This window comes from Nocardia spongicola (genome assembly GCF_047200775.1).
In the GTDB taxonomy this organism is placed as follows: Bacteria; Actinomycetota; Actinomycetes; order Mycobacteriales; family Mycobacteriaceae; genus Nocardia.
Genome location: NZ_JBJZOO010000003.1, coordinates 360,283 through 381,951, shown reverse-complemented (window position 1 = coordinate 381,951; position 21,669 = coordinate 360,283). Strand labels below are relative to the sequence as shown.

The 21,669-nt window shown below is 64.7% G+C and carries 18 protein-coding genes and 1 tRNA gene; 10 read left to right on the top strand and 9 right to left on the bottom strand.

The genetic code is table 11. The annotated features are described in order from the left end of the window. Nucleotides 1-18 precede the first annotated feature (18 nt). The 4 genes from ACL02S_RS09610 to ACL02S_RS09595 all read left to right on the top strand — a co-directional run bounded on the left by ACL02S_RS09610 (nt 19) and on the right by ACL02S_RS09595 (nt 3,786). Entirely contained in the window at nt 19-1,005 is a 987-nt protein-coding gene (locus ACL02S_RS09610) for an SDR family NAD(P)-dependent oxidoreductase (RefSeq protein WP_412801967.1), read from the top strand. 55 nt (nt 1,006-1,060) lie between these two features. Then, entirely contained in the window at nt 1,061-1,861 is an 801-nt protein-coding gene (locus ACL02S_RS09605) for a nuclear transport factor 2 family protein (protein ID WP_412801966.1), read from the top strand. An 84-nt stretch (nt 1,862-1,945) separates the two neighbouring features. Further along, nucleotides 1,946-3,118 carry a sensor histidine kinase gene (locus tag ACL02S_RS09600; RefSeq protein WP_412801965.1) on the top strand — a complete coding sequence of 391 codons (1,173 nt, stop codon included), beginning with the start codon at nt 1,946-1,948 and terminating at the stop codon, nt 3,116-3,118. Beyond that, entirely contained in the window at nt 3,115-3,786 is a 672-nt protein-coding gene (locus ACL02S_RS09595) for a response regulator (RefSeq protein WP_412801964.1), read from the top strand. Before ACL02S_RS09600 ends, ACL02S_RS09595 begins: the two co-directional genes overlap by 4 nt. A 63-nt stretch (nt 3,787-3,849) precedes the next feature. On the opposite strand, the gene ACL02S_RS09590 is transcribed toward ACL02S_RS09595, so the two are convergent. The 3 genes from ACL02S_RS09590 to ACL02S_RS09580 all read right to left on the bottom strand — a co-directional run bounded on the left by ACL02S_RS09590 (nt 3,850) and on the right by ACL02S_RS09580 (nt 5,953). Then, nucleotides 3,850-4,656, bottom strand: a complete 807-nt coding sequence (locus ACL02S_RS09590) for a VOC family protein (RefSeq protein WP_412801963.1) — start codon at nt 4,654-4,656, stop codon at nt 3,850-3,852. 437 nt (nt 4,657-5,093) lie between these two features. Continuing rightward, entirely contained in the window at nt 5,094-5,237 is a 144-nt protein-coding gene (locus ACL02S_RS09585) for a hypothetical protein (protein WP_412801962.1), read from the bottom strand. A 642-nt stretch (nt 5,238-5,879) separates the two neighbouring features. Further along, nucleotides 5,880-5,953, bottom strand: a tRNA-Met gene (locus ACL02S_RS09580). A gap of 533 nt (nt 5,954-6,486) precedes the next feature. Between ACL02S_RS09580 and ACL02S_RS09575 the strand changes: the two genes are divergently transcribed. Continuing rightward, nucleotides 6,487-7,026 (top strand): transglycosylase family protein, encoded by a 540-nt coding sequence (locus ACL02S_RS09575; RefSeq protein WP_412801961.1) that lies wholly within the window; start codon nt 6,487-6,489, stop codon nt 7,024-7,026. Nucleotides 7,027-7,145: 119 nt separating this feature from the next. On the opposite strand, the gene ACL02S_RS09570 is transcribed toward ACL02S_RS09575, so the two are convergent. Continuing rightward, nucleotides 7,146-10,151, bottom strand: coding sequence for a UPF0182 family protein (locus ACL02S_RS09570; protein WP_412801960.1), 3,006 nt, complete (start codon nt 10,149-10,151; stop codon nt 7,146-7,148). Nucleotides 10,152-10,378: 227 nt separating this feature from the next. Here ACL02S_RS09570 and ACL02S_RS09565 point away from each other — a divergent pair, with 227 nt between their 5' ends. Continuing rightward, the gene (locus tag ACL02S_RS09565) at nt 10,379-10,963 is read left to right on the top strand and encodes a PPA1309 family protein (RefSeq protein ID WP_412801959.1); all 585 of its coding nucleotides are present in this window, start codon (nt 10,379-10,381) and stop codon (nt 10,961-10,963) included. A gap of 4 nt (nt 10,964-10,967) precedes the next feature. On the opposite strand, the gene ACL02S_RS09560 is transcribed toward ACL02S_RS09565, so the two are convergent. Then, nucleotides 10,968-11,999: a YlbL family protein gene (locus ACL02S_RS09560; RefSeq protein ID WP_412801958.1), complete on the bottom strand. Its 1,032-nt coding sequence runs from the start codon at nt 11,997-11,999 to the stop codon at nt 10,968-10,970. A gap of 127 nt (nt 12,000-12,126) precedes the next feature. Here ACL02S_RS09560 and ACL02S_RS09555 point away from each other — a divergent pair, with 127 nt between their 5' ends. From ACL02S_RS09555 to ACL02S_RS09545, 3 genes are all read left to right on the top strand, one after another. Continuing rightward, nucleotides 12,127-13,539, top strand: a complete 1,413-nt coding sequence (locus tag ACL02S_RS09555) for a zinc-dependent metalloprotease (RefSeq protein ID WP_412801957.1) — start codon at nt 12,127-12,129, stop codon at nt 13,537-13,539. Nucleotides 13,540-13,625: 86 nt separating this feature from the next. Beyond that, nucleotides 13,626-14,501: a hypothetical protein gene (locus tag ACL02S_RS09550; protein WP_412801956.1), complete on the top strand. Its 876-nt coding sequence runs from the start codon at nt 13,626-13,628 to the stop codon at nt 14,499-14,501. A 48-nt stretch (nt 14,502-14,549) separates the two neighbouring features. Then, on the top strand, nt 14,550-15,893 hold the full coding sequence (locus tag ACL02S_RS09545; protein WP_412801955.1) for an ABC1 kinase family protein: 1,344 nt from the start codon (nt 14,550-14,552) through the stop codon (nt 15,891-15,893). Between the two features lie 204 nt (nt 15,894-16,097). On the opposite strand, the gene ACL02S_RS09540 is transcribed toward ACL02S_RS09545, so the two are convergent. Continuing rightward, on the bottom strand, nt 16,098-16,421 hold the full coding sequence (locus tag ACL02S_RS09540; protein WP_412801954.1) for a WhiB family transcriptional regulator: 324 nt from the start codon (nt 16,419-16,421) through the stop codon (nt 16,098-16,100). Nucleotides 16,422-17,009: 588 nt separating this feature from the next. Next, nucleotides 17,010-19,157: an ATP-dependent DNA helicase UvrD2 gene (locus tag ACL02S_RS09535; protein ID WP_412801953.1), complete on the bottom strand. Its 2,148-nt coding sequence runs from the start codon at nt 19,155-19,157 to the stop codon at nt 17,010-17,012. 156 nt (nt 19,158-19,313) lie between these two features. Between ACL02S_RS09535 and ACL02S_RS09530 the strand changes: the two genes are divergently transcribed. After that, nucleotides 19,314-19,544: a mycoredoxin gene (locus ACL02S_RS09530; protein WP_412802096.1), complete on the top strand. Its 231-nt coding sequence runs from the start codon at nt 19,314-19,316 to the stop codon at nt 19,542-19,544. Between the two features lie 34 nt (nt 19,545-19,578). On the opposite strand, the gene nudC is transcribed toward ACL02S_RS09530, so the two are convergent. Then, nucleotides 19,579-20,484, bottom strand: a complete 906-nt coding sequence (gene nudC / locus ACL02S_RS09525; RefSeq protein WP_412801952.1) for an NAD(+) diphosphatase — start codon at nt 20,482-20,484, stop codon at nt 19,579-19,581. Between the two features lie 46 nt (nt 20,485-20,530). Beyond that, nucleotides 20,531-21,586 carry a potassium channel family protein gene (locus ACL02S_RS09520; protein WP_412801951.1) on the bottom strand — a complete coding sequence of 352 codons (1,056 nt, stop codon included), beginning with the start codon at nt 21,584-21,586 and terminating at the stop codon, nt 20,531-20,533. Nucleotides 21,587-21,669 lie beyond the last annotated feature (83 nt).

Below are 21,669 nucleotides of genomic sequence, written 5' to 3'. Positions count from 1 at the left end.
AAACGGAAGAATCGGGCTATGCGAATCGCATCCGACGCAATATCGTTTCTCGATACCGTACTCGATCGGACCATCGCCCCTGGCTACAGCCGCGTCGGATTCCGCATGCGCAAACGACACTGGCCCGACAACGATCCTCGCCCCGAGTCGATGCGCGGTCGTACCGCGCTGGTGACCGGTGCGAATTCCGGTATCGGTAAGGCCACCGCCGCGGCACTGGCCGGGCTCGGCGCCACGGTGCTGCTCGGGGTCCGCGATCTCGAGCGCGGCGCACAGGCCTGCCGGGATATCCAGGCCACCGACCCGGACGCCGACGTATCGGTAGTCCGGTGCGATATCGCCGACCCGGTGTCGGTCACCGAGTGCGCGGCAACCCTCGCCCACCGGTTATCCCGGCTCGACGTGCTGATCCATAACGCGGGCGTGCTGCCCGACACCCGCCAGGAGACCGCCGAAGGGCACGAACTCACCCTGGCGACCCATGTACTCGGGCCACTGTTACTCACCGAACTGGTGGCGCCCCTGCTCGGCGCGGCTACCGACCCGCGCGTGATCTTCGTGGCCTCCGGGGGGATGTACACCCAGCGACTCGCCGTCGACGACCCCGAATACCGGGAGAGTCCCTATCAGGGGGTGACCGCCTACGCTCGCACCAAACGCATGCAAGTGGCACTCACCCCACTACTCGCCGCACACTACGCTCCCCGAGGTATCTCGGTATCCAGCATGCACCCCGGCTGGGCGGATACCCCTGGCGTGGCCACATCCCTACCCGGATTCCATCGACTCACCAAACCATTGCTGCGGGATGCGGCCGAGGGCGCCGATACCGTGGTCTGGCTCGCGGCCACCGAGCCAACGCCCGCTTCCGGACACTTCTGGCATGATCGACGCTCCAGGCCGGAGCACTATCTGCGCCGGACCCGTTACTCCGATGAACAAGCACAGCGACTCTGGCGGTACTGCCGCGACGCGATACACCCCGCGTCGGACCAGCCATCCTGATTAGAACTCGTTCTATCATAGGCCGAGTCAGGCCCGCGTCAACGGAGGTATTGTCATGCCGCTGGACCCCGCAGCGCTGCTCACGGCTGTCCAGGCATCACCACGCGCGGTCGCCGCGCACGACAAGTCCACATGGGTCGGCCTTTTCGCCGACAACGCCGTAGTCGAAGATCCGGTGGGCGCACGTCCGCACATCGGCCGCGCCGCCATCGCGCGCTTCTACGACACCTTCATCAAGCCGAACGTCATCACCTTCCAGGTCGACCATGATGTCGTGCACCCGCCGACGGTGCTGCGCGATCTGGCCGTGGTGACCACGATGTCCACCGGCGCCGTCGTCATCGTCCCGATGCACCTGCGCTACCAGCTGGTCGAGCAGGAAGGCGAGTGGAAGATCGTCCACTTGGCCGCGCACTGGGAACTGGCCGCCATGGTCTGGCAGTTACTGCGCACCGGATTACCCGGCCTGACCGCTGTGCTGACACTCGGCCCGCGACTGCTCGTCAATCAGGGGCTCGGTGGGCTGCTCGGGATGATGCGCGCGCTCACCGGGGTGGGACGCGCCGGGAAAATCACCACAACAAGAGTTTTCACGGCCGCCGCGAACACCGATCTGGCCGGCGTACGCACCCTGCTCGGCCATCGGCCCGATATCGAACTTCCGGTGGGAACACCGGTATCGGTGGAGGAATTCACCAACCGGGCGCGAAACATGCGCTGGAGCAAGATGATCGCCGCTGGACGAACCGTCACCGCGAGTGTGCTTGTCAGTGAGGCGCGTGGCGTAGCTGTCGTGGAATTCGGCACCGGAGCCGGCCACATCACCAAGCTCCGGTTCTTCCTCGACGCAGCATAATGCCTGCGTGGCAGCCCCTGGGCCGAAGAAGCTCGCTAGGATCGCTCGCGGAACTCGAGATCGAACCGAGGCGGTGGTGGACTGGTGGATATCGGCAGATCGCTGGCCGGCCAGTCCATGGTGGTCGCGGTCGTGGCCGCGCTGCTCGATGTACTGGCATTGCATGCTGTGTTCGCCGTGGCGCCCTGGCAGGCGGCCCTGGCAAGCGCGGCGATCATCGCCGCCGATCTCGCATTGGCCGCACCGCCGCGTACGGCAGGTGTGGTAGCCGCCGTCCATGTCCTGGTGCGCTTACTGACCGCACTACTGCTGTACCGGCACGGACTCCCGATTCGATTCGCCGATGTGGGGTTCCTGATGGCGGTCTATCGAGCGGGCGCCTGGCTCACCGGACCGACATCGGTGCTGACCATGCTGCTGCTGTGCGGTGGAATAGCCACTGGGCACCTGCTCACCGACAGTCCCACCGCACACGACTGGCGGCTGCTGCTCATCACAACGGTATCCGCTGGGTTCATGCCGTGGCTCGTCGGCCACTACACGGCGGCGCGAGGCGCCTACCTCGCCGATATCGAGCAACGCGCCAGGCTGCGTAAGCAGGAGCACCGGGCCGCACTGGAACGCGCTGTGGTCGAGGAGCGGGCCGCGATCGCCAGAGACCTCCATGATGTGATCTCACATCACGTCAGTGCGATCGGCATCCACGCGGGCGCGGCACGGCTTGCCCTCGACGGCGCGGCGAACGCGACAGCCGCTCGATCACTGGCCGCCGTGGAAACCAGCAGCCGGGCGGCGATGGTCGATCTGCGCCGCCAGCTCGATCTGTTGCACGGACGTGACGACCACGGACAACGCCAGCCCGGACTCGCCGATATCGACGGGCTGATCGACCATGTCCGCACAGCCGGACTGGACGCCGAAGTGACCACCCACGGCGCTCCCATCGAACTGCCGGACTCCCTGAGCATCACGCTGTACCGCATCGTGCAGGAGATACTCACCAACGCACTGCGCCACGGCAACGGTGCGCACGCCCAGCTGGATGTGATTTATCTGCCGAAGCGGGTGATACTACACGCGACCAACCCGCTCTCGCCCGACCCAACGCCCCCGGAGGACGCAGAAGCCGATACCCCGGTCCCGCGCGGCCTCGACGGGATCCGCCGCCGCACCGAGTTGTTCGACGGCGAATTCACCTATGGGCGGGATGCCACCCGCTGGCACATCACCGTATCCATGCCGATCGGAGCATCATGAATCCCCCTCTCCGGGTACTGATCGCCGACGACCACAGCATGTTCCGGTCCGGACTCCGCGCGGTTATCGACAGCCAAGCCGACCTGGATTGCGTCGCGGAAACCAGCAACGGACGCGACGCTATCGCCGAGACCTCTCGGCTGCGACCGGATGTCGCGATCCTCGACGTCCGTATGCCGAAGCTCGATGGCTTGGCCGCCACCGCGGCGATCGTCGCCGCTGGCGGCACCTCCGTGCTGATACTCACCACCTACGACAGCGAAGCCAATCTGTATCGCGCATTGCAGGCCGGCGCGAGCGGGTTCCTGCTCAAGAGCCTGCCGCCGGAAGAACTGATCACCGCCATCCGCATCGCGGCACGCGGTGACGCGCTGATCGATCCGTCCTTGACCCGGCGGCTGGTGTCCCGCTTCGCAACCACTCTCGCCCCGCCCCGCACACCCGCGGAGGTGCACCAGCTCACCGCCCGTGAACTGGAGGTGCTGTTGCTGCTCGCCGACGCGCGCAGTAATGCCGAGATCGCCGCCGAGCTCGGTGTCGGTGAGGAAACAGTGAAAACACATGTCTCCCGCGTCTTGGCCAAACTCGGCGTCCGCGACCGCATCCACGCGGTTGTCTACGCTCACCAGCACGGCTTGGTCGATTCGGAGCCACGACGCGCGGACTGATCCGCCGCTGGGTTCGCTATCCGGTGGCGGGGTGACGGGTGCCGCCGCCCCGCCACCGGGGGTTCAGCTGCCGGTCGGCGGTTCGTCGACCCTGGTCATGGTGTCGATGATGCCGAAGATCTCCCCTTGTGGACCCTGCACGACACCCATTCGGCCATAGGGACTGTCGTCCGGTCCGGTCATGACAGTGGCGCCGAGATCGCGCGCTGTGGCGAGTGCGATATCGGTATTGTCGACCTGGAACCACGCCAACCAGTAGGACGAGTTGTCGCCCGGCATCTTGGTCGCGTCGTTGACGCCACCGACTTCTCGGCCATCGTGCGTCAGGCTGAAGGTGGAGTAGACGAAGTTGTGTCCGTCGCCGGTTTCGGTGTAATGCCAACCGAATACATTGGCGTAGAACTCCTGGGCCTGCTTGTAGTCGCCGGTGTTCAGCTCGTTCCAGCAGTAGGCGCCGTGTTCGTTGTAGACACCGGCACCGCTGTGGGCCTTGGTTTCCCAGACCCCGAAAACCGCACCGGTCGGGTCGGCTCCGACGAACATACGACCCATATCGAGCACGTCGAACGGCTCCGTGATCAGCGAACCGCCTGCGGCGACGATCTTCTTGGCGATATCGTCAGCACTGTCGGCGGCGAAATAGGTGGTCCACACCGAGGGCATCGGCATACCCTCCGGCTTCGGACCGATGCCTGCGGCCGCGCGGCCCGCGCGCATCGCCATCAGGTATTCCCCCGCCCCTGGCGGGCTGTCTTCGATCTCCCAGCCGAAGAGTTCGCCGTAGAATTCGCGGGCGCGCGCGGGATCATCGACTTGGCAGTCGACCCAGCACGGTGTTCCCTGCGGCCAGCTTCCATCATGAGTGGGCATTGCGGTGCCTCCTGACATGGATTGCTGAAGTGCGGCGGAATCAGCCTGCACCGGGCTAGTCAACCATCCGCACCCCCGCGAGATGGCCCGAATCGCCGACAGTTCCGGTTGAGCTCGATATCGCAGCCCGCGCTATCGCCCCACGTACCGGACATATCCCCACACACCGGACAACCCCCTACACAGAACAGTCCCCGGCAGCCTTCCTCGAATCCGTGAGCATCGGTCGTCGCCTCTGCTCCCCGTTTCCGATTCGCTTGCCGGGGGCCTGGCCGGATCTTGAAAAAGCGTCATCCACATCCACGGACGTCTCCGCCGACATGTACGGCTCTTTCTCGGTTTTCCGGTGTAATAACCAGTTTCCTCCGAATTCGCCAGCAGTCAATAGGTTGGTAGCCGCCAATTTGCCAAATCCGCTCTGGGCAACACCTCTTCGATCACACCGGTGGGATGCTCGCGCTATCGGTACGACCGGACGGCTTCTGCCGGGAGGGTTCGTTCCGGTCCATCCCGGAGCCGGACCAGGTACGGGCGATGATCATCCGGCCACAATGCGGTGCGGCGAACAGCACGGATACCACCACGGTTTCCGAGGGCGGCAGCTGAAACCGCGAAGAGTTGCCGAGCCGGAGCGGACCAGCATCACAAACTGATAGCCACCGGAACGAATAGCACGACCCGCGCCTCGCTTGATACTGCGGCCACCACACGCGCCGGATAGTCTGCGGCGCAAGACAACACCGGACGAACAACACTCCGCCCTGAGCCGAACGTGATCGGCTCGACACTCGAAGCCGATTGCTTTCGAAGCAGATTCGAAAGCGTATGACGGCATCGTTGCCGAATATCATTTCGAAATATATTCCGGCGGAATGTAATCGGTCCGATATCGTGGACACCGAGCTTGCCGTACCGGAATACGAGGACGAGCTGAACAGTCTCGCCTGCCGCATCCGAGTGCATATCAATCTTCGAACCGGCAGTGCAGAAGGAGACCGTCGGCACGGACAGAGCCCCCGTGAAAACTACGTAGCGAAAGAAACAGAGCTTTCAATCCGAAGGGCTGGTCGGCGGCTCATATGATCGCGGTATCGGAGCGGAGCATCTCGACACCGCATGCGCGACCGGTACGACAGACCGACAGCCGAAGGTCGCATGAAGGACCGAGAAGAAGAAAAAGCCCTGGTCGAGGAGGTTTCACTCTCCTCGACCAGGGCCATCAGTAGCGGGGACAGGATTTGAACCTGCGACCTCTGGGTTATGAGCCCAGCGAGCTACCGAGCTGCTCCACCCCGCGTCGGTGAACACAACATTACACACAGGTTCACAAAATCTGCAAATCGCCTGGTCGGCAGGATGTTCATCAGACAACCCCCGAGGGCACGCGATCAACAGAGCCGACTGGTCCGGATTTTCACCGAACCTCCGACCGTCCACGCCACGGAACCCACCCGCTTATCCGCATGTGGGCGCGCGAATGTCACATGCTGAAACTTTCAAACGTGTCATGAATCACGATTTCATAGTGATATCGATCACATGACAATGGTGTAACTCGTGGCGTTTCTATTGTCCGAAAATCCTTTCCCGCCTGCAAAGATTCGGATATCCGCGTCATTCGTTTCACGCAATTCCGGGTGTTATCAAGACGTGATCTGCCGAGATTTCTTCGTTACCGTCACTCCAAGGCCCTGATCAACCGTGATGGGCTCGAACTCGAACCGTTGAACACCGGCGACCCTGTCCCGCGGTTCGAGGATCCCCGACGACCTGGGGACAGGGGCACGGCAGTTCAACGCCGGGCCGGCGGGCGCAGGGAAGGAAACGACCATGACTGAGAACCGGAAGTTCAGCACCCGCGCCCTCGGCATCGCCGCCGTCACCGGCGCTCTTGTTGCCATCCCGTTCACATTCTCCACCGCCTCGGCCGCCGCGGCACCCACCCACAACTGGGACGGTGTCGCCCAGTGTGAAAGTGGCGGTAACTGGGGGATCAACACCGGAAACGGCTACTACGGCGGCCTGCAGTTCTCGCACAGCACCTGGACCGCGAACGGCGGCAGGGGCTATGCGCACAACGCGAGCAAGGCAGAGCAGATCCGCGTCGCCGAGAACGTGCTCGCCACCCAGGGCGTCGGCGCGTGGCCGACATGCGGTCAGTACCTGCGCCCCGGCACCTCCGCTCCGGCACCGGTGACCGCGCCTGAGCCCGCACCTGCCGTACCCGCTCCCATGCCGAACAGCCCACAGTCCGTCCTCGAGCAGGCAACATCCGCCGCTGTCGATCTCGCCGAACAGTACGGCTTGGGCGGCCCGCTCCAGCAGATCCTGGACCAGAACAGCGCGTTGATCGACTCGATGGGCCGCTGATCCCCCGCCGATTCATGGCGACCGGATACATGATCCCATAGAGACCGACAGACGCCGCCATCACAACGATGGCGGCGTCTGTCGGTAGTGTGGTGCCCTATTCGCAGCGGTGGCCTATCTCAGCGGCTCGCCTCCTGATAGGCCTTGACCGCGGCGTCCAATTCGTCGAGTGCCTGACCGAAGTCCTGGAAATTCCCGCTGCGCATGGCATCTCGGAGATTTTGGATCTTCCGATCCAGTTCGGCCGCCGCGGCGTCCCTGGCGCTGGACGATCCCGTCGCGGGCTCAGGCGCAGCCGCGGCAGGCGGGGTTTCGGTGCTACCGGTTTCCCCATCGGTGCCTTGTTCACCCGTCGATGGAGTGGTGCCGGGTTTCGGCCTGTTCGCCGATTCCCCACCGAATGGCGTCGCCAACGCACCCGCACCTGGGATCACCTGATCCAACGCCTCCGCCAAGGTCGAGGCATAACCCACCTTGACGCTGCCTGCCGCATCCCGGTAACTCACCAATACCCGCAGCAGCTGCGGGAAGGTCGCGGTATTCGGGCCGGTGTTTCGTTCGTTGTAGAACGGCTCCACGTAGAGGATGCCACCGTCAGCCACCGGCAAGGTCAGCAGATTCCCGTACTTGATCTTGTTCGAATTGGACAGCAGCGTCTTCTCCCGCGAGACCTCGGGCGCCGTGGTCATGCGGTTCTGCGTCTGCTGCGGACCAAGTGTCTGGGTGTCGGTGGGCAAGCGCAGAATCGTGAATTTGCCATAGCCCTCCGGGTCCGACCGCACGGAGATATAGGCCGACAGGAACTGCCGGTTGTACCCGACCATGGCGCTGGTCAGGTTGAAGGTCGGCTTGTTCGTCTTCGGGTCACCCAGCAGCACGTAATACGGTGGCTGATTGGCGGTGGTCCCACCTTCCGCGGTCGGATCGGCGGGTACCGACCAGAACGCGTTGTTGGTGAAGAACTCTCGTGGATCGTTCACGTGGTACTTGGTCAACATTTCCCGCTGCACCTTGAACAGGTCTTCCGGGTAGCGGAAGTGGGCCCGCAGTTCCGGCGAGATATCGCTCTCCGGCTTCACCGCGCCGGGGAACACTCCGCGCCATGCCTGCAACACCGGGTCGGTCGAGTCCACCTCGTACAGCGTGACAGTGCCGTCGTAGGCATCGACGGTCGCCTTGACCGAGTTGCGGATATAGCTGACCGACTTGCGTGGCAACAGCCTGCCGGTCCGCTTGTCGATGCTGTCCTCGACCGCGCCCTCCAGCGAGGTGCTCTGCGCATAGGGGTATTTGTCCAGCGTGGTGTAGGCGTCCACGATCCAGACGATGCGGCCACCGACGACAGCGGGATAGGCGTCGCCATCCGCGGTCAGCCACGGGGCCACCTTCTGCACCCGCTCGCGCGGATTGCGATTGTAGATGATCTTGGAGTTCTCCCCGATGGCCGAGGAGAACAGGATATTGCGCTCGGCGTACTTGGCCGCGAAGGCAAGCCGGTTGAACCAGTTGCCGATCGGCACACCACCCTCACCGGTATAGGTGTACTGCGCGGTATCAGAATCGTATTCGCGGGGACGCTGGCCCTCTGTCGCACCGACGATCGCGTAATCCGGATCGGACTGCGAGATCAGCTCACCGAAGTACACCCGAGGCTGATCCACCTTGATCTGCTGCTTGTCCGCAGGCGTGAACAAGTCGCTGACCATGAAGATCGGGTAGCCGCTGTCGGTGCTGCCCCCGGCCGCGTTGGGGTCGTCGGACTGCGGCTTGTTCACCCGGTTGGCCGGTGCGGCGACGAAACCGTTGCCGTGGGTGTACACCGTATGCCGGTTGATCCAGTCGGTCTGATTACCGCTCAGTGCCTCGGGAGAGAGCTCACGGGCCGCGACGATGTAGTCCTGCATATCGCCGTTGATGCTGTACCGGTCGATATCCAGCGACTCGGGGAAACCGTAGAAGTTCTTCAGCTGACGCAGCTGGGTGAAGGTGGGCGAGAGAATATTCGGGTCGAGCAGTCTGGCATTGCCGATGGTCGCGGCATCCGCGGGAACATCGAGCGGGCTCTTACCGCTCTCGCCCTTGTAATCCTGGTAATCGATCTTCTCACTGGTGATGCCGAACGCCTGCCTGGTCGCGGCGATATTGCGCTGGATGTACTCGCTCTCCTTGTCCGCGGCGTTCGGGCGCACGGAGAATTGCTCGACTACCAGCGGCCAGACCGCACCGACCAGGATCGACGACAGCACCAGCAGCGCCGCCGCCATCGCGGGAACGCGCAGATCACGCAGCACCACCCCGGCGAAGAACGCCAACGCGCAGATCACCGCGATGGACAGCAAGATCAGCTTGGCGGGTAGCACCGCGTTGATATCGGTGTAGGAGCCACCGGTGAAGGTGGGCTCTTTGCGGCTACTTGAGAGCAGCTCGTAGCGGTCGAACCAGTACGCGATGGCCTTGAGCAGCACGAAAAGCCCGGCGAGCACAGCAAGCTGGATACGGGCCGGCCGGGTGAGCACACTCTCGCGCCCGGTCAACCGCAGCCCACCGAAGATGTAGTGGGTGACCAGGCTGGCGAAGAACGCGATGATCACCGCGACGAACAGCCAGTTCAGCACCATCCGGTAGAAGGGGAGATCGAAGGCGTAGAAACCGACATCGAGACCGAATTCGGGGTCGGTCTCGCCGAACGAACCGCCGTTGAAGAACAGCTGTACCGTCACCCAATTCGACTGAGCCACCAAGCCGGACAGCAGACCGAGCAGCACCGGGATGCCGACGCCGAACAGCCGCAGCCTGCTCATCACGGTGGTTCGGTACCGCGCGATCGGATCGTTCGGACCCGCTACCGGCACGAATACCGGTCTGGTCCGGTAGGCCAGCAGCAATGCCAGCCAGATCGCCAGCCCGACGAAGGCCGTCACCGCGAGGAATAGGAGGATGCGCGTAAGTAGCACGGTGAGATACACGTCGCGGAAACCGACTTCACCGAACCAGAGCCAGTTCGTGTAGGTGTCGGTCAGCCGCGGCCCGAGTAGCAGCAGCACCGCTAGGACGATGGCCGCCACCAGCAGCGCACGGCTGCGTCGGGACAGCGAGGGTAAACCGGTGGGGGGCCGCATGCCCACGATGCCACGCTCCAAAGGTCCGGCGACGCTCGTACCGATACGCTCAGCCGTCGCGCCGCAGTCCGATGTTCGGTTGATGTGATGTCGGGTCGATCCTTCCGGACCGTCTCGGCCTACTCTACGGAAATCGGACATGCTTCCACCGACGGGGGTTGTGCTTGTCGCGCGGAACAGCCGATCGTCCGGGGTGGCGGCGCCGTAGGCAGGAGATTTGGTTGGATGGTCGCGTGACTCGAGACCTGCACGCCGAACTCGTCCTCGCCCGCTCCGTCCGGGAGGTGGCGGAATTCGTCGATGCCGAAGGATGGGGGCATCCGCCGCAGATGTTCGCGCTGGTGCCGACCGCGGATCTGGTCGCAGCGCAACCGGAACTGGCGGATCAGCTCGACGCGGGCGACGAACTCACCCCGGTGGCACAGGAAGCCTTTCCATCGGATGTGACCGGCGGATCCATGGCACTGGACGAATTCCTGGCCACGACCAGCTGGCCACCCGCCGTCCAGGGGTGCCTGCTGGTACAGGAGATCGTGGTACTCCCACCGGACGCCGAATCGACGCTGGACGACGCACTCGTCCCGGTACTGGCCGATCCGGATGCCGTCGATGCGGCCGCGCGCGCCGCCGCCGAAGCCTATCCGCAGCGCCGGGAGGCGCGGCTGTTCGCCGCGGTACTGCGCGAGGGCGCCTCGCTGTGCCTGCTCCAGCTGCGCCCCGAAGCGGACGCCGAGGATGCCGAGGACGATCTCGACCTACGCACCTACCCGAACCTGGCGCCGAATCTCATCGAGGCACTGCACCACACCCTTGGGTGAGCACTCATCCGCAGCCGACCGGCTCTTTACCCGCGTTGAGCGCGTTGAGCGATTCGACCGCACCGGCGAGATTCTCGACCCGCACCAGACGCAGGCCCCCAGGAGTCCGTTGCCTGGCCTCATCGCAGTTGGCGGCTGGCACAAGAAAGGTATCCGCTCCCTTCTCCTGCGCGGCCATCATCTTGTACTGGATACCACCGATCGGACCGACAACGCCGTCCTCCTCGATGGTCCCGGTACCCGCCACGAACCTGCCACCGTTCAGTTCCCCCGGAGTCAGCTTGTCGATCAGCGCCAAGCTGAACATCAGCCCCGCCGAGGGGCCGCCGATATCGGCGAGGTTGAAGGTAACTCGCATGGGTGGCCGAGCACCCTCCCGTACGGTCACGCCGAGATAGCCCTTGGTTTCGTCGTCGGGGCGGGCGCCGAGGGTGATAGTCGCCTGTTGCTCGGTACTGTCCCGCAGATACACCACGGTCACCTGGCTGCCCGGTCCTTGTCCTGACACCGCGGCGATCACGTCCTTCGGCGTGGTTATGGGCGCGCCGTTGACGCTGACCAGTTCATCGCCCGAACGCAACACACCATCAGCCGGACCGGAGTCGACGATCTCATCCAGCATCACTGCTGTCGGCAGGTTCAGATAGCGCAACGCGGCGAGCTCGGCATTGTTCTCGGAGGCTTCGAAATCCCGCTGATTGGACTCATCGATCTTCTCGCGCGGGATATCGGGCGGATAGACCTCCGCACGCGGCACCAGACCGTACCTACCACTGGCCCAGAAGCCGAATGCTTCGAAGATGCTCAGCCCATCGCGCACCGAGACCGTAGTCATATTGAGCTTCCCCGTGGTCGGATCGACCTCGACCCCCTTGACGTCGACAACCTCGGCACCCTCGCCCTCCACCGTGCCAAGGGTGTTGACCGTCGGCCCCGGACCGAATGCGACGAACGGCACCGTCAACGTGCTGCCGACGGCACCGAGTACCAGGACCGGGAGCAACGCGGCCACCAGGGTGAGGATCCGACGATTCACTCGGCCCACAGTAGCGATCACTGCTGGCGCGCTGTGGCGCAGGCGGTCATTTCCCCCGGACGCGCCGCCGCCGGTTTCGCACCGCGCGAACACCGAGACGATGTGCTGCACGCGTAACGTAAAGGGCATGAACGACCTCCCCTTCGGATTCTCGAACCGCGACGACGACGAACGTAAACGCGGTGACGAGCCGAGCGGCCCCGGCCCGAACGATCCGTTCGGCCTCGGGATCGGTGGGTCCGGCGCAGGCGGATTCGACCCGGCGCAGCTCGGGCAGATGCTGACCTCGCTCGGCCAGATGCTCAGCGGTATGGGACAGCCGGGATCGGCGCAGGCCGGGCCGGTGAACTACGACGTCGCCAAGCGGCTGGCCCGCCAGCAGCTCGGCGCGAATGTCCCCCCGGTGACCTCAGGGGCCATGAGCGCGCTGGCGGATGCCGCGCACCTGGCCGAACTGTGGCTGGACAGCGCGACCACGCTACCCGCCGGCGCGACCAAGACGGTCGGGTGGACCGCCAATGATTGGATCGAACAGACCTTGCCCACCTGGCAGCGACTGTGCGACCCGGTGGCCGAACAGGTCTCCGGAATGTGGACCGCGGCACTGCCCGAAGAGGCCAGGCAGTTCGCCGCACCGATGGTCGGCATGCTCGGCCAGATGGGCGGGCTCGCCTTCGGCTCGCAACTCGGCCAAGCGCTCGGCCAGCTCGCCAAAGAAGTACTGACCTCGACCGATATCGGCTTGCCGCTCGGTCCCGCGGGTATCTCGGCACTGCTGCCCGCGGCGATCGCGGAGTTCAGCGCGGGACTGGAACAACCGGAAAGCGAGATCATGGTGTTCCTCGCCGCGCGGGAAGCGGCGCACCAGCGGCTGTTCCGGCACGTGCCGTGGCTGCGCCAGCAGGTGCTCGGTGCGGTCGAAGACTACGCACGCGGCATCCGGATGGACTTCTCCGCGCTGGAGCAGGCCGCGCAGAACATCGATCCGATGTCCCTGGGCGATCCGTCGAAGCTGGAGGAGATCCTCTCGCAGGGCACCTTCGAACCGCAGACCACTCCGGAACAGAAGCAGGCGCTGGAACGACTGGAGACACTGCTGGCGCTGATCGAAGGCTGGGTTCAGGTGGTCGTCACCGACGCGGTCGGCGATCGGTTGCCCGGTGCGGGTGCTCTGGCCGAGACGCTGCGCAGGCGACGTGCCACCGGCGGTCCCGCCGAGCAGACCTTCGCCACCCTGGTCGGCTTGGAACTGCGCCCGCGTAAACTGCGCGAAGCGGCGGTACTATGGCGCAGGCTCACTACCGACGCGGGCATGACCGCGCGCGATCAGGTCTGGGCGCACCCGGATCTCCTGCCGGACTCCGCCGATCTCGACGCGCCCGCGGGCTTCATCGACTCGGTGATCGGCGGCGAAGCCACCTCCTTCGACGACCCGCTGGCGCAGCTCGCCGAAACCGAAGCGCGGGAGCGGGCCGAACGCGAACGTAAGGGCGGCAGCACCGAGACCGACCAGGGCGAACAGGGCGATACGAATACCTGACGCCGTCCTGTGAGTGGCGCACCGCCCTGTGGACAACCCCCGATTCGGCACCGAAGTGGTCATCACGCAGTGCGCATACTGCTGTTATGCCAACAACATGTCGCGGTCCACGGTTGCGTCCGAGGGTGACCGTCCTGGTCCGCCCGACCGGCATCGTCCAGCTCGGATGTGACCCCGAGACCGCGGTGCTACTCGGCCCGGAGGGCATGGACTCCGACACCGTTCTCACCTTCTTGCGCCTGCTGGATGGTTTGCATACGAAACCCCAGATCATCTGGCAGGCCGGGGAGCGTGGCATCGAACCAGAAGACGCCGGGACGCTACTCACGCTGATCGACGAGGCAGGGCTGCTCGAACACCCGGGGAATCGGGCCGGTCCGGTCCGGGCGGTGCGGGTACACGGACTCGGCCCCCTGTCCGACTCGGTCTCGGCCGGACTGTGCACACTCGGTATCCGCCCGAGCCGTTCCCTCGACTATCCATACGGTATGGCGACAGCCCGCACCTGGGGCGCGGACCTGGTGATACTCGCCGACGCGTTGATGCCGGACCCACGGCTGGTCAACGATTTGCTGCTATACCGGATCCCCCACCTGCAACTACGTATCCGGGACAATAAAGGCGTCATCGGACCATTGGTGCTGCCCGGCGCCACCAGCTGCCTGCGCTGCGCAGAACTGATCCGCGCGCAGCACGACACCGACTGGCCTCATCTCGCCGCTCAACTACTCGGCCGAGTCGGCCACGCCTCCCCCGCCGGGATCACCGCGACCACTGCGGTAGCACTCGGCGAACTCGAGGCGATCCTGGAATGTTCGCCACACCGTCCACCTGCCACATTGAACGCGACCATGGAATTGGATCTGGATTCTCACGCTCTCGACCGGCGGATCTGGCACCGCCACCCCGCATGCGTCTGCGCGCGGGTGCTCTCGGATACCGGTGCGGAAACAAACCGGTGATCAAGATTTCCGTAGCAGAACCATGACCACGTCCGCCATGATGGGTACGTGTCAGAGATTGCGCGCCGTCGCTCGTCCCGCAACGCCAAGTTGGCCAAGATTCCGCTCGGCATCGCCGGTCGGGCCGCCGTAGGGTTCGGTAAGAAACTGGCCGGAGGCGACAAGTCCGAGATCAACGCCCAGCTCAATCAGAAAGCCGCTGAACAGCTGTTCACCGTACTCGGTGAGCTCAAGGGCGGTGCGATGAAGTTCGGGCAGGCGCTCAGCGTCATGGAGGCCGCGGTCCCGGAGGAGTTCGGCGAGCACTATCGCGAGGCACTGACCAAACTGCAGGCCGCGGCACCGCCGATGCCTGCCGAAACCGTCCACCGCGTGCTGGATCAGCAGCTCGGCCTCCAATGGCGCACCCGCCTCCGTGACTTCGACGACACTCCGGCCGCCTCGGCCAGCATCGGCCAGGTACACCGGGCGGTGTGGTCGGATGGGCGGACGGTCGCGGTGAAGGTGCAGTATCCCGGTGCGGACGAGGCGCTGCGCGCGGACCTCAAAACACTCTCCAGGATGACCGGCTTGATCTCCTCGGTGATCCCAGGCGCGGATGTGAAACCGATTCTCGCCGAGATCTCCGAACGCACCGAAGAGGAACTCGACTACCGCAACGAGGCGGCGAATCAGCGCGCCTTCGCCAAGAGCTTCGACGGCCACAGTGAGATCATGGTGCCGAAGGTAGTGGCGAGCTCGCCGAAGGTGATCATCACCGAGTGGCTCGACGGCACCGCCGTTTCCACGATCATCAAACAGGGCGCCGAGGACCCGGAGGGCACCCGCGCACTACGCAATAAGGTCGCGGGTCTGATGGGACGGTTCCACTTCTCCTCTCCGGAGGTCGTCGGACTACTGCATGCCGATCCGCACCCGGGCAATTTCATGATGCTGCCCGACGGCAGGCTCGCCGTCATCGATTTCGGTGCTTGTGCCCCGATGCCCGACGGCTTTCCCCCGATACTGGGCAGAATGCTGGCTCTGGCAGTAGAGGAGCGGTTCTCCGAACTCACCGAACTGCTCCACGACCACGGCTGGGTGATTCCCGGCCGCACCGTCACTCATCAAGAAATCGCCGACTACCTACGGCCGTTCACCGACCCGATCCAGACCGACTCGTTCCACTTCACCCGTCGTTGGATGCAACGAGTAGCGGGCAAAGCTTCCGAATTCTCCAGCCCGGAGATGAAAACCGCACGGGCACTGCAGCTTCCGGTGGACTACGTGATGATCTTCCGAGTGCTCGGTGGTTCTGTCGGCATTCTGGCCCAGCTGGATGCCGAACTGCCGTTCATGCAACTCGTCCGTACCTGGATGCCCGGATTCCGCGAGGAGCGCAACACGGCGTAGCGGGGAACGCAGGACGGCCGCTCACCGGGGATCGGTGAGCGGCTGTCCTGCTTTCTCGTTCGTTGGCTCGATGCGGGCCGGTGGGGACCCGATCGGGCACATCGACCGGAGGGAGGGAAGTCGTACCCGGCTCATGCGGTATTCCGCTCTCGGATGAGCCGGGCTTTCGGTAGCGATATCGGCTACTGTTCGCGGGGCTGACGATCACGCCAGAACCGGAACTTTGCGCGGACGGCCACGCGGGCGCTTACGGGCGATCACGACGCCCTGGTCGAAGATTTCTCCGCCCCAGACACCCCACGGCTCCCCCCGATCCATGGCCGCGGTCAGGCAGCCTTTACGGATCGGGCAGGTGGCGCAGAGCGCCTTGGCCTGCTCCAACTGAACCGGGCTTTCGGCGAACCAGAGGTCGGGGTCGCCCGCACGGCAGGGCAGAGTTGTGTTGACCTCCTGGGTCTGGGTGGTAGACGCCACGGTGCGGCATGTCACGTCAGTAGCGGCTTGTGGCCAGCTCTGGGCGGTGAACACGTCGTTCTCCTTCAGCTATATGCAGCGGTTCGTTTTGTTATGCCGCGAAACCGCTGCCGGTGGCTGAAGGCCGGAAGAGAATTGGCCACGATTTCGCTGTGATGCGATCCGTGGCCAGGAGGTCAGGGGAAGAGGTCCCTACCTAGGTCGACATCTGTGTCGAGTCCTGATCACGGTCGCTGGATGTGCGGTGCGGAGGCGCGTTGCCTGCGAACCTGCCGGTTCGAAGGCGGCTTCGTCCACACGGACGCCTGCTGCCACAACAGGCAGCGGGTACCGATCACCGCCGGGCTTGCCCTGGATATCAGCGCAGCGGAATAACGGCATGGCGGCGACATTCGCGTATGTGCCGAACATGCCTGAATCGCTGATTCCGGACAGGCCGATCCCCTGCAAAGCGAGGATCCCCCGGGAGGCCGCAGTGGGCGCATAGGCCGCGACGCCATCGGCGCCGTAAGTCGTGATGCTGTCCATCGCTCTGCCTCCCTCCTGTACTCGTGGTGTGTCGATAGTAATACGCGCCGAGATGCCATCCCGGTGCGTTGAACCCACCTTAAAACAATTTCTTCGATACCGACAACATATTTTCTACCTGCGGTTTTGCGAGACCGATCTGAGTCTGGACGCGACAATCGCGAGCACATCGGCACCGAACTGCCGCATCTTGTAATCCCCCATACCGGGAACAGCCGCCAGAGCTTGCTCATCCCTGGGGAATTGCTCGGCGATGGCGGTCAGCGTATTGATGCTGAGCACCGATTGCACATGGATCGACGACTCCGCGGCCTTCTCACGCCGCCAGTCCTGCAGTGCGGCGAAGAGTTCGGCGTCCAGCTCTGCCGGACACCCGGAACAGCGCCCGAGCAGGGTGTCGGTGGCATTCAGCAAGGATCGGCCACACACCCGGCAGGTGGGCAACCGCTTCTGCTCGCGGGCATCGGTGGCAGGCGCGATCCGTGAGGCGGGCGAGTGGTCGGGAACCAGACCGGTGAGGAAACGCGAGCGCCGCCGGGTACGCCTGCCGCCCGCGTTCCTGGTCAGCGCCCACGACAGCCGCAACTGCTCGCGCGCCCTTGTGACTCCGACATACAACAGCCGCCGTTCCTCCTCCAGAGCGGCTTCGTCGGCGACCGAACCGTCATCGGCGAGGACATGCGCGATCGGCAGGGTGCCGTCGGACAGGCCGACGAGGAATACCGCATCCCATTCCAACCCCTTGGCGGCGTGCAACGACGCCAAAGTGACACCTGGCACCGTGGGATGGTGTCCGGTCTCCGCGCGAATCGCGAGTTCGCGCAGCAGCCCGGTCAGGTCGAGCCGATCGTCGTGCGCGACCAGTTCCTCGGTCAGCCGCACCAGCGCGACCAGCCCGGACCAGCGTTCCCGTGCCTGGGTGCCTGCCGGTTCGGTTGCGGTGAGGCCGATCGGAGCCAGCGCCGCGCGAACCAGTCTGACCAGCGCGCTACCACTGCGCGCCTGTTCGGGCAGATCGTCGCGGGACGCGGTCTGGCGCAGCGCCCGCACCGCCTGTCCGATCTCGGCCCTGGCGAAGAATCCCGCACCACCACGCACCTGATAGGGAATGTCCTGGCCGGTGAGTGCCTGCTCGTAGCTCTCCGAGTGGGCGTTGATCCGATAGAGCACGGCGATCTCCGAGGCAGGAGTACCCGCCTCGATGAGCTGGGCGATCTGACTCGCCACCGCCGCGGCCTCAGTGGGCACATCGCTGAATTCGGCGAATGTCGGCTCTGGTCCGTCGGGCCGCTGGCCTATCAGACGCAGCCTGGTGCCTGCGATGCGGCCACGCGCAGCCCCGATCACCCGGTTGGCCAGCGACACCACTTGGGGAGTCGAACGATAGTCGCGCTCCAGCCGGATCACCGTCGCATCCGGGAAACGACGGGAGAAATCGAGCAGGTATCGCGGTGTGGCGCCGGTGAACGAATAGATCGTCTGGTTGGCGTCGCCGACCACAGTGAGATCGTCACGTTCACCGAGCCAGGCGTCGAGCACCCGCTGCTGCAGCGGGGTGACATCCTGGTATTCGTCGACGACGAAGCTGCGGTAGCGACCACGGAATTCGTCGGCCACTGCCGGGTAGTTCTCCAGCGCGGCCGCAGTGTGCAGCAACAGATCGTCGAAATCCAGCAACAGCCCTTCCGGCGTCACTTTGAGCTTCTCGTAGTCGGCGTAGACCTGGGCGACCCGCCGCGGATCACGAGGCGTCTCGCGCCCGCGCTCGGCGACCACCCCCACATAATCCTCCGGCGCGATAAGCGAAGCCTTCGCCCATTCGATCTCGCTCAGCAGATCACGAACACTTTCGGCGGCCGTCGGCAGCCCTGCCTGGCCCGCTGCCTGCGCGACGAGCGGGAACTTGGCCTCGACCAACCGCCACGGCACCTCACCGACGACTTGCGGCCAGAAATACTTCAACTGCCGCAACGCCGCCGCGTGGAAGGTGCGGGCCTGTACCTGGGTCGCGGCACCACCGAGGTCGAACCCGCGTAACCGCGAGCGCAACTCCCCCGCTGCCCGCGCGGTGAAGGTCACCGCGAGCACTTGGTCGGCCTTGACGTGCCCCTGTGCGATCAGATGCGCGATGCGATGGGTGATGGTTCTGGTCTTGCCGGTGCCTGCACCCGCGAGCACACATACCGGACCGCGCGGCGCGCGTACCGCTGCGGCCTGCTCGGGATCGAGGTCGGCGAGGTCGAGAGCGGACACGCGGTCCATCATGACACCGCACCCGGACACCGGGTCCGGCACCATCGGCCGCGAGGTCTCGACCACAGACCTGGTACACATACCCACGGAAAACGGACGGATCGGAACAGTAATCGGTTGTCCTGCGTTGCATGATCCGTGACGGAAACCAACCCCGCTGTGACGATGTACTCGACCACCTGGTGTGGCTACTGCCGCAGGCTGAAGAAACAACTGGACGAGGCAGGTATCAGCTATATCGAAATCGATATCGAACAAGATCCCGCGTCGGCCGACTTCGTCGGCAGTGTGAACGGGGGCAACCACGTCGTGCCGACGGTGAAATTCGCCGACGGTTCGACCGCGACGAATCCGTCACTGGTCACGATCAAGCAGACCCTCGCAGGCCTGTCCTGATCGACTGGTGCACGTGGGCCGCGGCAACGGGTGCTCACCCCGCTGCGGCCCAGGATTCGACAATGGTGCGTGCGATCGAGATCGAACCAGGCAACAACAGCCGGGTGCGCTCATCCCGTGCCGACCAGTCGCCCACCGCCAAGGCCGCACGCACCTCGGCGCGGGTGAACCAACCTGCTTCGGCGATCTCGCCATCGGAGAAGACCAGCGGCTGGGCCGGATCGGCGACCGCGGCGAAGCCGAGCATCAACGAGCGCGGAAACGGCCACGGTTGGCTGCCGAGATAGCTGATCTCGCGCACATCGAGACCGACCTCCTCGCGCATCTCACGTTCGACACAGCGCTCCAGTGATTCGCCCGCTTCGACGAATCCGGCGAGCAGGGAGAACAACGACTTCGGCCAGCTGTGCTGACGCGCGAGCAGCGCACGATCGCCACCATCGTGGATCAGACAGATCACCGCGGGATCGATCCGAGGGAATTCCTCGTGGCCATTCTCGGTGACCCGCGACCACCCCGCCTTGGATACCGTGGTCACCGTTCCGTCCACGCTGTTGAACGCGGCCTTATCGTGCCAGTTCAGCAGCGCGAACGCGGCGGAGAGCAGACCGGCGGTGCGGTCATCGATACTGCTGCTCGCCAACATCCGCAGATCGGTGAGCTTGCCCTGTAAGTCCGGATCACGCACCGCCCACACATGCACGCCCTCCTCGATACCGAGGAAGACCGCGTCCCGGCTCGGCTCGACGGATAGTTCGACTGCCACGTCCAGCACCAGGGCGCCGTTATCGAAGCGCACCTGCCCGCGCCGGTTGATCCGTAACAGCTTCGCGGTGCCCCAGCCCGCCCGCAGTGCCTGTTCGTCACGCCGGATCTCCTCGGCCCGGTCGATGACGGAGCGGGACAGCAGCGGAACACCATTGAGCTGAAATGCCGACACAGTTCGAGAGTATCGCGACCGCGTTACTGCCGGGCCCGCAGCGGTATCACTTACCAGAACGGCGGATGTAGAGCAGTTTGTCGCCGGCTTCGATCGCGTCCACCGAAGGATCACCGACCCGGACCAGTACTCCGCCGCGCACCACGCCGAGCACGATATCGCTGAGATGCCGTGGCGAGCCGCCGATCTCGGCCTGCTCCACATTGCGTTCGGCAACGGCGAAACCCTGTTCCGGCGTAAGTAGATCCTCCATCATCTCCACGACGGTCGGCGTGGTCGTCGCGATGCCGAGCAAGCGGCCCGCGGTCTCCGAGGAGACGACCACCGAGTCCGCACCGGACTGCCGCACCAGGTGGGTGTTCTCCGCCTCCCTGATCGCGACGACGATCTTGGCGGCCTGGTTCAGCTCGCGGGCGGTCAGGGTGACCAGCACGGCGGTATCGTCGCGGTTGGTGGCCACCACGATCGAAGAGGCGTTCTGCACGCTCGCCAGCCGTAACACGTCGGACTGGGTGGCCGAGCCCTGCACGGTGACCAACCCGGCGTTCGTGGCCGCCTCGAGGGCGATGGCATCGGTGTCGACCACGACGATATCGGCGGGCTGTACGCCGTCGCCGATCATGGCGTCGATCGCGGTCTTTCCCTTCGTTCCATATCCGATGACCACGGTGTGATCGCGCACGCTATGCCTCCATCGCTGAATCTTGAAAGCCTGCCGGGACCGCTCCGTCAGCACGCTGAGCGTGGTTCCGACGAGAACGATGAGGAAGAGGATGCGCAGGGGGGTGATGAGGAGGGTGTTCACCAAACGCGCTTCGGTGGTCACCGGATGGATATCACCGTAGCCCGTGGTCGACAACGACACCGTCGCGTAGTACAACGCGTCGAGGAACGACAGATCGCCGCCTGTGGAGTCGCGGTAGCCACTGCGGCCGATGTACACCACGCACGCGGCCAGAATCAGGAGCGCTATCGCGAACAGCACCCGCCTGGTCAACGAAATCCACGGGCTGGTCTGAGCTTCCGGAATGCGCACCACACCGCCGAGGGCGAAATGCGGACGACCGCTCAGCCCGAGACCGCGTGTGCGATCACTGAGCACCGGACACACCTGCCGTACTGTTGCTCGTGTCGGTCATCTCCGGTACACCTCGTCCTTCCGGCACAGCACGGGAGCCTACTCGG

Excerpts from the sequence above, each read along its gene's own strand:
- ACL02S_RS09610 (WP_412801967.1), top strand. The coding sequence starts at position 19 with ATGCGAATCGCATCCGACGCAATATCGTTTCTCGATACCGTACTCGAT.
- ACL02S_RS09605 (WP_412801966.1), top strand. The coding sequence starts at position 1,061 with ATGCCGCTGGACCCCGCAGCGCTGCTCACGGCTGTCCAGGCATCACCA.
- ACL02S_RS09595 (WP_412801964.1), top strand. The coding sequence starts at position 3,115 with ATGAATCCCCCTCTCCGGGTACTGATCGCCGACGACCACAGCATGTTC.
- ACL02S_RS09590 (WP_412801963.1), bottom strand. The coding sequence starts at position 4,656 with ATGCCCACTCATGATGGAAGCTGGCCGCAGGGAACACCGTGCTGGGTC.
- ACL02S_RS09575 (WP_412801961.1), top strand. The coding sequence starts at position 6,487 with ATGACTGAGAACCGGAAGTTCAGCACCCGCGCCCTCGGCATCGCCGCC.
- ACL02S_RS09555 (WP_412801957.1), top strand. The coding sequence starts at position 12,127 with ATGAACGACCTCCCCTTCGGATTCTCGAACCGCGACGACGACGAACGT.
- ACL02S_RS09550 (WP_412801956.1), top strand. The coding sequence starts at position 13,626 with ATGCCAACAACATGTCGCGGTCCACGGTTGCGTCCGAGGGTGACCGTC.
- ACL02S_RS09535 (WP_412801953.1), bottom strand. The coding sequence starts at position 19,157 with ATGGACCGCGTGTCCGCTCTCGACCTCGCCGACCTCGATCCCGAGCAG.
- ACL02S_RS09530 (WP_412802096.1), top strand. The coding sequence starts at position 19,314 with ATGTACTCGACCACCTGGTGTGGCTACTGCCGCAGGCTGAAGAAACAA.